The sequence below is a fragment of the Nitrosophilus sp. genome, from assembly GCF_982775275.1.
This window is the reverse complement of the sequence record NZ_CEXZHP010000011.1, coordinates 1-12,743: the sequence shown is the minus strand read 5'-3', so window position 1 is coordinate 12,743 and position 12,743 is coordinate 1. Positions and strand designations below refer to the sequence as shown.

The following is a 12,743-nucleotide window of genomic DNA, read 5'->3' as shown; positions in this document are numbered from 1 at the left end:
TGCGTCATATATATGGCGCGGCGATTTTATTTTTTTATTATGCAAAATGGCCTATAGTTTTTGGACTACCATTTTTATATTTTTATCTAGACTATCCCCAAAATCTTTTTCTAAATATTTTATGGATAATTTCTCTTATTTTAATAATAAAAGATTTTATAGTTATGTTTATTAGATACAAAAAAGGAGAAAAATTATGGAAATAACTCTTGATACAAAAATTTACGATCTATTAAAAAACTACCCTTTTTTAGAAGACAAATTGATAAAATTAAACCCAAAATATAAAAAACTTAAAAATCCTATATTAAAAAGAACCGTTGCAAGAGTAGCTTCCATCAAACAAGCGGCAATCGTAGGAGGCATGGATCCGGTTGAGCTATTAAACTTTATTAGAAAAGAGGTTGGATTAGAACCGGTTTTTGTTTTAGTTGAAGAGTCTAAAGAAGAGGTTGCTCCTATTTGGATAACAAATGAGCCAAAAAAGATATTTGACGCAAATGAGCTTCTAAATGAAGGAAAAAATCCTTTAGCCGAAATTTTGAAAACATTAAAAGAGATAGATAAAGATGATATTATCCTTTTAAAAGCAGATTTTAAACCAGAACCTTTAATTGATGAATTAAAAAAGAAAGGATATGAGATCTATTGCTCAAAAATCGGCGAAAACGAGTTTTTAACATATATTAAAAAGTAGTTTTGTATCGGCTTATTGCCGATACAAATAGATTTAACTTAAATCTATCATTTTTCCCCAAAGATCTTTTGATAAAAGTATCTTTTTGACTCTCTCTTGCCACAACTTTTTAAATAGCTCTTTTTCTTCGGCGGTGGCTTGTTTAGTTAATATCTTTTGCATAAGCACTTTTTGTTTTGGATCTGGTGGGACAATAGGCATATAGCTTATATCAACATACTCTTTGTTATCGACTCTTTCAAGTCTTATCTCTTTTGGAATATCGCAATTGAAAAAAAGTTTATTGGCTCTATTAAAATTTTGGCCTATTCCTTTAAAACCGGCTTCGTCCGTAACGCCGCATATATAGGCTATAACATTTCCTATAACCCCTTCTACTCCCTCATCTTTTTTACCTTTTACATAAACTTTAATTTCACCTCTTACGGGTAAAGTATCGTTAAAAAGTTTTTTCAATCCAAGTTTTGCCATTAGATATGCGCCAGCTACCGTTGGACAAGAGTGTCCGGCAAATTTAACAATATCCAAATACTCTATCTCCATCTCTCCATTTTTTATAGCTCCTAAAAAGTCGGCTAAAGGATCATAAAGTTTTATACTCTCAACCTCTTTGAAAAACTCTGGATACTCCATCTTTGTCCTTTATAAATAAGTTATTCAAATAATAGTATCAAAATAATCTTTTTGATATAATGACATTCATCAAAAAAGGTGAGAAATGGTAAGAGCTGCTAAACCCGAGGATCTAAAAGGGCTTTTTTTATTTAAAGATTTAAACGAAGAAGAACTTCAAGAGATTTCTGCTTTTATAAAAATCAAAGATTATAATCAAAAAGATATAATTTATTATGAAAATGATATAAAAAAGCAGCTTTATTATCTAAAATCTGGTCATGTTAAAGTATATAAAGTAGATAGATTTGATAATGAGATCTTCTTATATGATATACAAAGTGACAATATGATCACAAAAATAAGCTCTTTGGAAGAAAATGTTATTAACTGTTTTGGAAATATCGAATGTATCAAACCCTGCGAAGTATTAATTATCGATTATGAAAATTTCAAAAGATTTTGTTTAAAAAATCCAAAAATTTTATTAAGAGTAGTAGAGATTTTTGCAAAAAGAAACCAACTACTTGAGTGTTTGATAAATAGAGAGCTTGTATATGACGGTGTTGCAAAAGTGGCATTTACGCTCGTTAACGATATAGAGAGTTTTAATAGATTAAAAAAACAAGAAATTGCCTACAGACTAAATATACAGCCAGAAACACTCTCTAGAATCTTAAAAAAGCTTATAAAAAGAGAGTTGATAAAAAGCGAAAACGGTATTATTGAAATAATCGATATAGATGGATTAAAAGAGATATATGAATAAAGGCGAAAAATGAAAAAGATCACATCTCAAGTAAAATTTATCGGCGGAGCATTGTCACTTACTATAATTGCTATCGTAGTATCGGTTATCTATATAAACCAAAAAAGTAAATATGATTCTATTGTTATAAATATCGCCGGCAAACAAAGAATGCTCACACAAAAAATTAGCAAGGAGATTTTTAGACTAAAGGTTTCAAGAGATATCGATTTAAGAGAGTTAAACTCGGCACAAAAACTTTTTGATAAAAATTTGAAATATCTTTTAAATGGAGAACCTTCAAAAGGAATTTATCCTCCCCCAACCGTTGAAATAAAAGAGCAGCTAATAAGAGTTAAAAATCTTTGGGAACCTTTTAGTAAAAAGATAGATAGATTTAAAAAGCTGATCACAAAAATAGAAACCGAAAAAAATTTTGTTATAGATAATAACGATTATTTATTAAATATTTCTGATGAAGTAGTAAAAAAAATGGTCAAAGCAAAAATAAGCGGAGATTATATAGATAAAGCAGGACGTCAGAGGATGTTAAGCCAGAGAATGATGTATTTTTTACTTTTATATCTAAACGAAGGAGAACCAAAATTTTATAGAATATTTTATGAAACTCTGCATCTATACGATATAACTTTAAAGCAGTTTTATAATGATGAATATCTGTTAAAAAATAAGGATTTAAAGAATTCTTTGGAGAAAAATTATAGTTTTTGGAATGAATATACAAATCACGCAAAAAATCTTATAGAACTTCAAAATAGATTAAACGGTATTGTAGATTATATATACAAATTTAATAATGTTTTATTAAATCAAATGGATCAAGCCGTTTCAATGTATACTATATATTCTGAAAAACAAAGAACTCTTTTAGAAAATATAGAATATATTTTGGCAATGATAGCTATGGTAATAATCTTTTACTCCTTTTTTCTAATTAGAAATATTCAAAAACATTTTGAAGAGTTTATGGAAAAATCAAAATCATTAATCTCATTTAATACTGAAGATAATAAGATATGCGATCAAGCAGATGAGTTAACAATCGCTTCAAAAAGACTTGAAAATTTTATAACCCAAGTAGATAAGATGATCATTGACGCGCAAAATGCCATTAAAACTTCAGAATATCTAACAAAAGAGCTCAGCAACGTAAGTGAAATTCTTGATAAAAATGTAGAAAATATAGATAAAACCAGAAAAAAAGAGTTAGAAAAATATCTTGATACAAGCGAAGATATTGCTATTCAATCATTGGAAGATTTAGAAAGAAGCGCAAAACTTTTACAAAAACTTCATGAAAACCTAACAAATATATTAAAAAAGACAAAAAAATAATTTTTAAGTAGATAGTAAGTAGTCTTTAGACTTTAGTCGTTAGATGAGTTTTATTTTACTAACTACCTACCAAACTACTAAACCATTTTAACTATTTTAACTAAATTGGACATTGGATATTGGTAAATGGGAATTGGGAATTTGGAATTTGGAATTTGGAATTAGTAAATTTCATTCCCACTTTCTAACTTTTTCATTTTTTCACTTTCTAACTTTTTCATTTTTTCACTTTCTAACTTTTTCACTTTTTCACTTTCTAACTTAACTACTAAACCACTCAACCACCCAACCACTCAACCATTTTAACCAAAATTAACCAACACCTCCAAATTAAGAGATAAATTATCTTAATTATTATATTAAGTTTTTTTTATCAATTTGACTCAAGTCAAGGATGAATTGGATAAAAATATATAAAATTTTTAGCGTTAATCTAATATTGCCAAATTGTGGCAAAATTTTAAGAGGAGGCATATATGGCACTTAGTCGTAGAGATTTTCTGAAAAGCAGTGCGGCTGCAGCTGCAGCAAGTGCGGTTGGACTTAGCGTTCCTAAAGAGATGGAAGCTGCAAGCAAAGCTGCTGAATCAGGTTGGAGATGGGATAAGGCGGTATGTCGTTTCTGTGGAACCGGTTGTGGGATTATGATTGCAACAAAAGATGATAGAATAGTAGCGGTTAAAGGCGACCCTTTGGCACCTGTTAACAGAGGACTTAACTGTATCAAAGGGTATTTTACTGCAAAAATTATGTATGGTGCTGATAGACTCAAAACTCCCCTTTTAAGAATGAATGATAAAGGAGAGTTTGACAAAAAAGGAAAATTTAGACCAGTTAGCTGGAAAAAAGCTTTTGATGTTATGGAAGAGCAGTTTAAAAAAGCTTACAATGAGCTTGGACCTACTGGTGTTGCCTTTTTTGGTTCTGGTCAATATACAGTTCAAGAGGGGTATGCTGCGGCTAAGCTTATGAAAGCAGGTTTTAGAAGTAACAATATCGATCCAAATGCGAGACACTGTATGGCAAGTGCGGTTGCAGGATTTATCCAGACATTTGGTATAGATGAGCCTGCAGGGTGTTATGATGATATTGAACTTACAGATACCATTGCGGTCTGGGGTTCAAATATGGCAGAGATGCACCCAATACTATGGGCAAGATGTACAGATAGAAAACTTTCAAATCCTGATAAAGTAAAAGTTGTTGTTTTATCTACTTATGTTCATAGAACCTGTGATTTGGCTGATGATGTTATTATATTTAAACCAAGTACAGATCTTGCTATTTGGAACTATATCGCTAGAAGCATAGTTTATGATCATCCAGATGCTATAGATTGGGATTTTGTTAAAGAATATACAGTATTTGCTACAGGATTTCCTGATATCGGTTATGGTATGAGAAATCCAAAACATGCTAAAAAGCTTGGATATTCAGATAAAGAGTTAGAAACTGTTAAACATCAAGCTGCAAAAGAGTTAACTGATGATGAAAGAGTAGCGTTAAGTCCGCTTGGCCTTGGTAAAACTAAAACACTAAAAATGAAACATGCAAAAGCTGCTGGAAAACATTGGGCTATTAGTTTTGAAGAGTTTAAAAAAGGTTTAGAGCCTTATACACTTGATTATGTTGCAAGAGTCGCAAAAGGCGATCCAGATGAGAGTCTTGAGAGCTTCAAAGCTAAACTGGTAAGATTAAAAGATTATTATGTAGAAAAAGGAAGAAAGATAGTATCTTTTTGGACAATGGGTATGAACCAACACACCAGAGGAACTTGGGTAAATGAGCAAAGCTATATGGTTCATTTCCTTGTTGGAAAACAAGCAAAACCTGGAAGCGGAGCATTCTCTTTAACTGGTCAGCCAAGCGCTTGCGGAACCGCAAGAGAAGTTGGTACATTTGCTCACAGGCTCCCTGCCGATATGGTTGTTTTCAATCCAAAACACAGAGCAATAAGTGAAAAAATCTGGAAGCTTCCTAAAGGCACGCTAAATCCAAAAGTTGGAAGCCATATTGTTAAAATAATGAGAGATCTCGAAGATGGAAAGATCAAATTTGCTTGGGTTCATGTATGTAACCCTTGGCAAGATACTGCAAATGCTAACCACTGGATAAAAGCGGCAAGAACTATGGATAACTTTATTGTTGTAAGTGACGGCTATCCTGGGATTTCTGCCAAAGTTGCCGATTTGATCTTGCCAAGTGCGATGATTTATGAAAAATGGGGAGCTTACGGAAACGCAGAAAGAAGAACTCAACACTGGAGACAACAAGTAACACCTGTTGGAGACGCAATGCCTGATATTTGGCAATATGTTGAATTTTCAAAAAGATTTAAACTAAAAGAAGTTTGGAAAGAGTGGAAACTTCCAGATGGAACAGTTCTTCCAAATGTACTTAATGAAGCTAAAAAGATGGGATATAGCCCTGATGACACTCTCTTTGATGTACTATTTGCAAATGATTATTATAAATCTTTCAAATGGCCTGATCCAATTGGTGAAGGATTCCAAAACACTGAAGCTGAAGGCGATACTAGAAATGTTATTGGGGCTGATGGAAAGCCTTGGAAAGGTTATGGATTCTTTATTCAAAAAGCTCTATGGGAAGAATATAGAAAATTTGGTGCAGGACGCGGGCATGATTATGCGCCATTTGATGTTTACCATAAAGTTAGAGGCTTAAGATGGCCGGTTGTTAATGGAAAAGACACTCCTTGGAGATTTAATGTTAACTATGACCCATATGCAAAAAGAGAAAAAGATAAAGGACATGTTAAAGGCGAATTTGCATTCTATGGACATGCTCTTAAAGCTATTCCGCAAGGTAGCTTAACTGGTCCAGATAAATCAAAACCAAAAATCCACTTACCAAACAAAGCAAAAATATTCTTTAGACCATATATGGAGCCGCCTGAAACTCCTGATAGCGAGTATGATACTTGGCTATGTACAGGTAGGGTGCTTGAGCATTGGCACAGTGGAACTATGACTATGAGAGTGCCTGAGCTTTATCGCGCGGTTCCTGAAGCTTTATGTTATATGCATCCAGAAGATGCCAAAAAACGCGGTGTAAAAAGAGGTGATTTAGTATGGGTTGAAAGTAGAAGAGGAAAAGTAAAAGCAAGAGTTGAGACAAGAGGAAGAAACAGACCACCAAAAGGACTTGTATTTGTTCCATGGTTTGATGAGAGGGTTTATATCAATAAAGTTTGTTTAGATGCTACATGTCCAATTTCTAAACAGACTGACTATAAAAAATGTGCAGTAAAAATTTATAAAGCTTAAAGGAAGGGATTGTCTTGAACAATTCTGAAGTTGAAGTTAAGGGGGTGGGGATGGATGAGAAAAAAAGCTCTAAAATGAGCGAAAGAAGAAGATTTCTTGTCCAAATGGCACAAAATATAGCCATAGCTGGCGTCGGAGGCCTGTTATGGAGCGCTTATGTGAATGAGATAAAAGCCGCGCCTCTAATCCTCAGGCCTCCTGGCGCCAAAAAAGAGGATGAATTTATAAGTTTGTGCATAAAATGCGGGCTTTGTGTAGAAGCGTGTCCCTATGATACATTGTATCTGGCAAAGCCTGGCGACAATAAACCGATAGGGACACCATATTTTATTCCGAGAGATATACCTTGCTATATGTGCGAGGATATCCCTTGTGTTCCGCCTTGCCCTACAGGCGCTCTTGATGCAGATAGTGTATCTGTACTTAAAGATGGCAAAAAGGTCTTTGACATCACAAAAATGAGAATGGGCGTTGCCATAGTTGATATGAAGTCTTGTATTGCATTTTGGGGAATTCAGTGCGATGCATGCTATAGAGCCTGCCCGCTTTTGGATAAAGCCATATATCTTGAACTTAGACGCAATGCAAGAACTGGAAAGCACGCCTTTTTGTTACCCGTAGTAGATCCTGACTATTGCACAGGTTGTGGGCTTTGTGAACATGCATGCGTAACAAAAGAGCCGGCAATTAGGGTTTTGCCAAGGGAAGTTGCGCTGGGAGAGGTTGGAGAGCACTATATAAAAGGATGGGAAAAGAGTGATGAAGCTCGCTTAAAAGGATCAAAAGGTATTGAGACTACTGTGACTGAGAGAAGCAAAAAAAGCGCAGTAGATACATTAAATGAAGGGATAGATTTTGAGTAGAATATGGAAAAAATACAGATTTTTAATATTTAGAAGAGTCACTCAAATAGCTATACTCATCCTTTATATAGGCGCTAATATTTGGGGTTGGAAAATACTCCAAGGAAATCTCAGCTCATCATCTTTATTTGAAACTGTTCCTTTAGCCGACCCATATGCGGTTTTGCAAATCTTTGCGACCGGCTCTATTTTGGCAATGGATGCAATAATTGGAGCTATCATCATTACGTTATTTTATATGGTAATAGGAGGACGCGCATTTTGTAGTTATGTGTGTCCTGTAAATATGGTAACGGATCTTGCAAATTGGATAAGAAGAAAATATGGCTTTGATAAAGCCGAAAAAAAATGGTGGGCCAGTAGAAATATTAGATATTGGGCTATTGGTTTATCATTTATCTTATCCTTTGCATTAGGCGTTGCGGCGTTTGAAATGGTAAGCCCGGTTTCTATGACCCACAGAGGATTGGTGTTTGGAATGGGATTTGGATGGGCCGCTATTGTTACCATTTTTTTGTTTGATCTGTTTGTTTTAAAAAACGGTTGGTGCGGTTATGTATGTCCACTTGGAGGATTTTACTCAATAATAGGCAGATTTAGCCTTTTTAGGGTAAAACATAACCAACCAAACTGCACCCTTTGTATGAAATGCAAAGACGTTTGCCCGGAAAAAGAGGTGCTCTTTATGATAGGCAAAAAGAGCATGAGCGTAAATATGGGCGAATGCACACTTTGTGGAAGATGTGTGGAAGTGTGCGATGATGATGCTCTAAATTTTGGTATTAGAGAATTTATAAAAAAAGGAGAAGAAAATGAAGCTTAATAAAATGAAGGGAATCGGCTTTTCGTTTATAATGGCCGCGATATTGGCTGCTGGATGTGGAGCGGCTTCAAAGCAGGCTATAGACGATACACAGATTAGCTATAGACATGTTCCGTTAACTGATGAGAGTAAAGTAACTCCTCCTCCGGTAGAGTATACAAAAGCAGCTCCGGGAACTGCTAAGAGATTTGAAAGAAGTTATGAAAATGCTCCTCCGCTAATTCCTCATAGTGTAGAAGGGCTATTACCTATTACAAAAGAGCATAATGCATGTTTGGATTGTCATATGCCAAACGTTGCGTCAAGTATGGGAGCAACGCCAATTTCACCAACACATTTTAAAGACTTTTTTGCAACAACAAAGGAGAAATTGCACAAATTTGCAGGCGCGTCAAAAATTCATAGCGATCCAAATGACATAGCAAAACAGAGATTTAATTGTTCTCAATGTCATGCGCCTCAGGCAAATGTAAAACCATTGGTGTCTAATACATTTAAACCAGAATTTAGAGACCCTAAATGTAAAAGCAAATCAACCTTATTAGATACCTTAAATGAAGGGGTAAAATAATTGGAAAAAAGAAGGGATTTTTTTAAAAAAATTATCCCTAGAAGGAGGGAAGAGGAAATACGCCTCTATCCTCCATATTATAAAGATATAAATGATTTTGAGAAGTGTAAAGAGTGTGAAAATAGACCTTGTATAGAAGCTTGTGAAGAAAATATCATTGTAATAAAAGATGAAACACTCTCTTTAGACTTTTCAAAATCTGGCTGCACATATTGTGATAAATGTGCAGAGGTTTGTGAAAAAGAAGTATTAAATATTGATTTTAAACAGAATTTGCCAAAAGTTAAAATTAATATACTTGGATGTCTTGCATGGCAAAAAACGATTTGCAGTATGTGCAAGGACATTTGCGATGTAAATGCAATAGATTTTTTGGGTCTTTTTAACCCTGAGATTAATGAAAAATGTAATGGCTGTGGATTTTGTATAGGAGTTTGTCCAACTGGCGCCATAAAAGTAGGAGGGGAATATTGAGAAAACTGCTTTTAATAACTTTGTTTTTTGTATTGTCTTTTGCTACAAATATAAAACCTTTTAAAGAGGTTAAGATTGATGCTGCAATATTAGATATGGCAATAGATAATGGAAAGATTTATGTTGCAACCGATGCAAGCAAGATTTATATATTTGATTTGGATTTAAAAAAACTAAAAGAGATAAAAATTAGACAAATTAAAGATTTTATGGGCGAATTAAACAATGCAGATATCTATAGTATTGATGTTTTAGATGATAAAATATTATATTTGGCTCAAGCTGAAGATGGTTATAGTGAACTATTTATATATAAAGATGGCAAAAAAGAAAATGTTCTTGACAAATCAAAGATGATGTATGCAAAAGCAGCAAAATTTGTAGATAAAACAAAAGCCGTTTTGGCTTTAATGAGCGATGAAGTGGTTCTATATGATTTAGTAAACAAAAAAGTTTTAATTAGAAAAAGAGTGGGAGAATATTTTTATTCAACTTCTGCGATAGATAAAAACAGAAAATATTTTGCTGTTGGTGATGAAGGTGGGGAAGTAATTGTTATAGATACAAGTTCGTTAAATAAAGTTAAGCTTTTCAAAGATGTAAATAAAGATAAGATTTTGTCAATTTTTATAAACAAAAATTTGGTAGTTGCCGGAAGTAGAGCAGACAAAACATTTGCAATTTACAATATTGATACGGCAAAATATAAAACAATAAAAAACCCCAAGTTTTTTATATATGTTGTTGGACTCAGTTCAGACAACAGTTTGGCTGTGTATGGAGATAATGAAAAATATATTTTAAAAGGTATAGATACGCAAACTCTAAATCTAAAATATAGATTTATTGGACATAAAAATATTGTAAATGTTATCAGATTTATAGATAACAACTCAATGATAACAGGAAGCGAAACTGGTGAACTAATTATATGGAGGTTAAAATGAATATTTCAAGTTGTGTAATAAGATGTAATCCAAAAGATCTGAAAGATGTAAAAAAAAGAGTTGAAGAAGCAAATGTATGTGATATTCATATAGTGGATGAAAAGGGTTATATAATTGTAACTATAGAAGGTGAAGGGATAGAAGAAGAAATTGAAAAATTAAAAACTTTGCAGTTTTTAGAAGGAGTTTTAAGCGCTGAAATGATCTATTCATATAGTGAAGATGAACTTGAAAAGGCAAGAGAAAATTTTGAGATGCAAAGTCCTGTTCCAGAGATTTTAGAAAAAGATGTAAGAGCTGAAGAGATAGTATATAATGGCGATTTAAAGAAAAAAATTATTTGAAGGGTAAATGATGGATACCACTTATGATATGTTTATCGAGACGGAAGTCCCAAAAGATGAGTTAATTATTTCAAGAACCGATTTAAGTGGTATTATAACCTATGCAAATGAAACTTTTGCTAAAATTTCGGGTTATACCCAGCAAGAACTTATAGGGAAGCCTCATAATATTTTGAGGCATCCAGATATGCCAAGTAAAGTTTTTAAAGAGCTTTGGGATACTGTAAAAAAAGGTGAGATTTGGAGAGGATATGTAAAAAATCTAAGAAAAGATAGAGGATTTTACTGGGTTTACGCTGAAGTTAGCGGCGTATATAAAGATGGAAAACTTGTAGAGTATAAATCGATGAGAAGTTTTGTTCCAAAAGAACAAAGAATCAAGATGCAAAAAATTTATGATGAGATGAGACTGGAAGATAGAGAAAATGTAAGAGTAGTAGACTATTTTCCGTATGAAATATATTATAAAATCGTCTCTAAAGCAAAAGAGAGTAGCAAAACTCCAAAAGAGTGGCTTGAAGAGCTAATAAAAAATAGCTAATTTGATCTATTCATAAATAGACCTTAACCCCTCTTTATTTACAATTTTAAATCCATCTTCGTTTTTTTCTATAAGTTTTAGAGTTTTTAATTTTTTTAAAATTCTAGATAAAGTTTCCGGAGCGATATGTAGTTTTTCAGCAATTTGACTCTTTTTTAATTTTAAAAATTCGTTTTCATGCTCATATATATATTTTGCTACTCTTGCAGTTGAGTTCATTACTATATTGTTTGTTATAACATCTTCTAAATATTTTATCTTTTTGGTTAAAGATTTTATAAATATAAAACAAAAATCTGGATTTTTTAAAAAATCCTTTTCAAAAGCTTCATAATCGATAAGCACAGCTTCTCCATCTGTTATAAACTCAGCACTTGCGGGATAAGGAATATTTTCTAAGTTTACGATTTCAGCGATCAAAGAGTTTGGGAAAAAGTTGTGCAAAACTATTTTGTTTCCTTTTTGATCTGTTTTATATATTTGTAGTATCCCATCTATTAAAAGGATTAAAGATTTTGGTTTTTCTCCTTCAAAAAATAATACTGTCCCCTTTTTATACTTTATAGTTTTAGAAATTCTTTTTAATTTTTCAAGCTGAGTATCACTAAGATTCTCAAATAGATAAAACCTGCTTAAAGTCTCCATAATTTGCTCTTTTTGAATTTTTCGAAAATTATATATATATTTATTTTAAAGGATGATAAAAGAAAAAGATATTTTTTATATAAAAAATCTAAAGTGTGACTTAATTGTGACATAAAAATAAAATTAATTTTAGATTTTATAAAAAAAGGCGATTTTTTTAAGATTTTTGACTAACGTCAAAGAAAATTTAAAATCATAATAATAAAATCTCTTATGACTTTGGTTTAAAATAATTTTTAAACCAAATTTAAAAGGAGGATTTATGGAATATTATATGCCAGATATTCCTCACACAGATTTTTTGGCCATTTTTGTGCTTGGTGCACTGGTGATTCTTTTTGGAACTGGCTATGCTGCCTTTTTTACGTTGGTTAAGCTAAAGCTTGTAAAAAGATATCAGATGATATTTGCTTATCTTTCCTGGGCTATACAAGCTTATTGTATGTATTATCTTGGGATGTTGCTTAAAGTGGAGCCTTATACTCAAAAGGTATTGATAGGCGCAATGGTTGGATATTTGATATTTCCACATATCGTCTATTTTATTCTTGAAAAAGTTCATAACGAATATGAACATAAACCCGAAATTAATCAAATCTAACAAGGAGGTAAAATGGAGAACAAACCAACTTCAGTTTGGACCAGTAACCGTTTCTGGCGTAGGTCTGCAACTTGGGTAACGGGTGTAGCTTCGGTGCTACTTATATTTTTGACATTTGATTCTATGGGTCAGATGACCATGGGAACGGCTGAGGATTTACAAAACAAGGTGGATAAAAGGATCCCATCACCGTTGGTAATCAATTATAAAATAGATTATCAAATGAATAAAACA

Annotated in this window: 15 protein-coding genes and 1 pseudogene; 14 read left to right on the top strand and 2 right to left on the bottom strand. The window is 32.7% G+C overall.

Annotation, left to right across the window (positions count from 1 at the left end):
• The coding region (locus tag AC30RD_RS01370) for a hypothetical protein (protein ID WP_489492351.1) at positions 1-206 on the top strand (206 nt) is incomplete at its 5' end.
• The gene (locus AC30RD_RS01365; protein WP_489492350.1) at positions 197-697 is read left to right on the top strand and encodes a DUF1858 domain-containing protein; all 501 of its coding nucleotides are present in this window, start codon (positions 197-199) and stop codon (positions 695-697) included. The genes AC30RD_RS01370 and AC30RD_RS01365, both read left to right, overlap by 10 nt.
• A 33-nt stretch (positions 698-730) precedes the next feature.
• Here AC30RD_RS01365 and AC30RD_RS01360 read toward each other — a convergent pair whose 3' ends face one another.
• Positions 731-1,330: a hypothetical protein gene (locus AC30RD_RS01360; protein WP_489492349.1), complete on the bottom strand. Its 600-nt coding sequence runs from the start codon at positions 1,328-1,330 to the stop codon at positions 731-733.
• Between the two features lie 85 nt (positions 1,331-1,415).
• On the opposite strand from AC30RD_RS01360, the gene AC30RD_RS01355 reads away from it, so the two are divergent.
• From AC30RD_RS01355 to AC30RD_RS01310, 10 genes are all read left to right on the top strand, one after another.
• The gene (locus AC30RD_RS01355) at positions 1,416-2,078 is read left to right on the top strand and encodes a Crp/Fnr family transcriptional regulator (protein WP_489492348.1); all 663 of its coding nucleotides are present in this window, start codon (positions 1,416-1,418) and stop codon (positions 2,076-2,078) included.
• Between the two features lie 9 nt (positions 2,079-2,087).
• Entirely contained in the window at positions 2,088-3,413 is a 1,326-nt protein-coding gene (locus AC30RD_RS01350; RefSeq protein ID WP_489492347.1) for a type IV pili methyl-accepting chemotaxis transducer N-terminal domain-containing protein, read from the top strand.
• A 476-nt stretch (positions 3,414-3,889) separates the two neighbouring features.
• Positions 3,890-6,700, top strand: a complete 2,811-nt coding sequence (napA, locus tag AC30RD_RS01345; protein ID WP_489492345.1) for a nitrate reductase catalytic subunit NapA — start codon at positions 3,890-3,892, stop codon at positions 6,698-6,700.
• Positions 6,701-6,750: 50 nt separating this feature from the next.
• Complete coding sequence (napG, locus tag AC30RD_RS01340) at positions 6,751-7,563, top strand: ferredoxin-type protein NapG (protein ID WP_489492344.1); 813 nt, start codon at positions 6,751-6,753, stop codon at positions 7,561-7,563.
• Positions 7,556-8,386 carry a quinol dehydrogenase ferredoxin subunit NapH gene (napH, locus tag AC30RD_RS01335; protein WP_489492343.1) on the top strand — a complete coding sequence of 277 codons (831 nt, stop codon included), beginning with the start codon at positions 7,556-7,558 and terminating at the stop codon, positions 8,384-8,386. Before napG ends, napH begins: the two co-directional genes overlap by 8 nt.
• A complete protein-coding gene (locus AC30RD_RS01330) occupies positions 8,376-8,957 on the top strand; it encodes a nitrate reductase cytochrome c-type subunit (RefSeq protein ID WP_489492342.1) in 582 nt (193 codons plus the stop codon). The genes napH and AC30RD_RS01330 overlap by 11 nt, the downstream gene beginning before the upstream one ends.
• Positions 8,958-9,431 carry a 4Fe-4S binding protein gene (locus AC30RD_RS01325; RefSeq protein ID WP_489492341.1) on the top strand — a complete coding sequence of 158 codons (474 nt, stop codon included), beginning with the start codon at positions 8,958-8,960 and terminating at the stop codon, positions 9,429-9,431.
• Complete coding sequence (locus AC30RD_RS01320) at positions 9,428-10,378, top strand: WD40 repeat domain-containing protein (protein ID WP_489492340.1); 951 nt, start codon at positions 9,428-9,430, stop codon at positions 10,376-10,378. Before AC30RD_RS01325 ends, AC30RD_RS01320 begins: the two co-directional genes overlap by 4 nt.
• Complete coding sequence (locus AC30RD_RS01315; RefSeq protein ID WP_489492339.1) at positions 10,375-10,722, top strand: chaperone NapD; 348 nt, start codon at positions 10,375-10,377, stop codon at positions 10,720-10,722. The genes AC30RD_RS01320 and AC30RD_RS01315 overlap by 4 nt, the downstream gene beginning before the upstream one ends.
• 10 nt (positions 10,723-10,732) lie before the next feature.
• Entirely contained in the window at positions 10,733-11,263 is a 531-nt protein-coding gene (locus AC30RD_RS01310) for a PAS domain-containing protein (RefSeq protein ID WP_489492338.1), read from the top strand.
• Positions 11,264-11,269: 6 nt separating this feature from the next.
• Here AC30RD_RS01310 and AC30RD_RS01305 read toward each other — a convergent pair whose 3' ends face one another.
• Complete coding sequence (locus AC30RD_RS01305; protein WP_489492337.1) at positions 11,270-11,908, bottom strand: Crp/Fnr family transcriptional regulator; 639 nt, start codon at positions 11,906-11,908, stop codon at positions 11,270-11,272.
• Positions 11,909-12,170: 262 nt separating this feature from the next.
• Here AC30RD_RS01305 and AC30RD_RS01300 point away from each other — a divergent pair, with 262 nt between their 5' ends.
• Both AC30RD_RS01300 and AC30RD_RS01295 read left to right on the top strand, forming a co-directional pair.
• A complete protein-coding gene (locus AC30RD_RS01300) occupies positions 12,171-12,509 on the top strand; it encodes a hypothetical protein (protein WP_489492336.1) in 339 nt (112 codons plus the stop codon).
• Positions 12,510-12,521: 12 nt separating this feature from the next.
• Positions 12,522-12,743 (top strand): annotated as a pseudogene (locus tag AC30RD_RS01295) (cytochrome c); the annotation flags it as partial.

Bases quoted from the DNA above. Each gene is read 5' to 3' on its own strand.
- napG (WP_489492344.1), top strand. From the start codon at position 6,751: ATGGATGAGAAAAAAAGCTCTAAAATGAGCGAAAGAAGAAGATTTCTT.
- AC30RD_RS01315 (WP_489492339.1), top strand. From the start codon at position 10,375: ATGAATATTTCAAGTTGTGTAATAAGATGTAATCCAAAAGATCTGAAA.
- AC30RD_RS01350 (WP_489492347.1), top strand. From the start codon at position 2,088: ATGAAAAAGATCACATCTCAAGTAAAATTTATCGGCGGAGCATTGTCA.
- AC30RD_RS01305 (WP_489492337.1), bottom strand. From the start codon at position 11,908: ATGGAGACTTTAAGCAGGTTTTATCTATTTGAGAATCTTAGTGATACT.
- AC30RD_RS01330 (WP_489492342.1), top strand. From the start codon at position 8,376: ATGAAGCTTAATAAAATGAAGGGAATCGGCTTTTCGTTTATAATGGCC.
- AC30RD_RS01300 (WP_489492336.1), top strand. From the start codon at position 12,171: ATGGAATATTATATGCCAGATATTCCTCACACAGATTTTTTGGCCATT.
- napA (WP_489492345.1), top strand. From the start codon at position 3,890: ATGGCACTTAGTCGTAGAGATTTTCTGAAAAGCAGTGCGGCTGCAGCT.
- AC30RD_RS01310 (WP_489492338.1), top strand. From the start codon at position 10,733: ATGGATACCACTTATGATATGTTTATCGAGACGGAAGTCCCAAAAGAT.
- AC30RD_RS01365 (WP_489492350.1), top strand. From the start codon at position 197: ATGGAAATAACTCTTGATACAAAAATTTACGATCTATTAAAAAACTAC.
- AC30RD_RS01355 (WP_489492348.1), top strand. From the start codon at position 1,416: ATGGTAAGAGCTGCTAAACCCGAGGATCTAAAAGGGCTTTTTTTATTT.
- AC30RD_RS01360 (WP_489492349.1), bottom strand. From the start codon at position 1,330: ATGGAGTATCCAGAGTTTTTCAAAGAGGTTGAGAGTATAAAACTTTAT.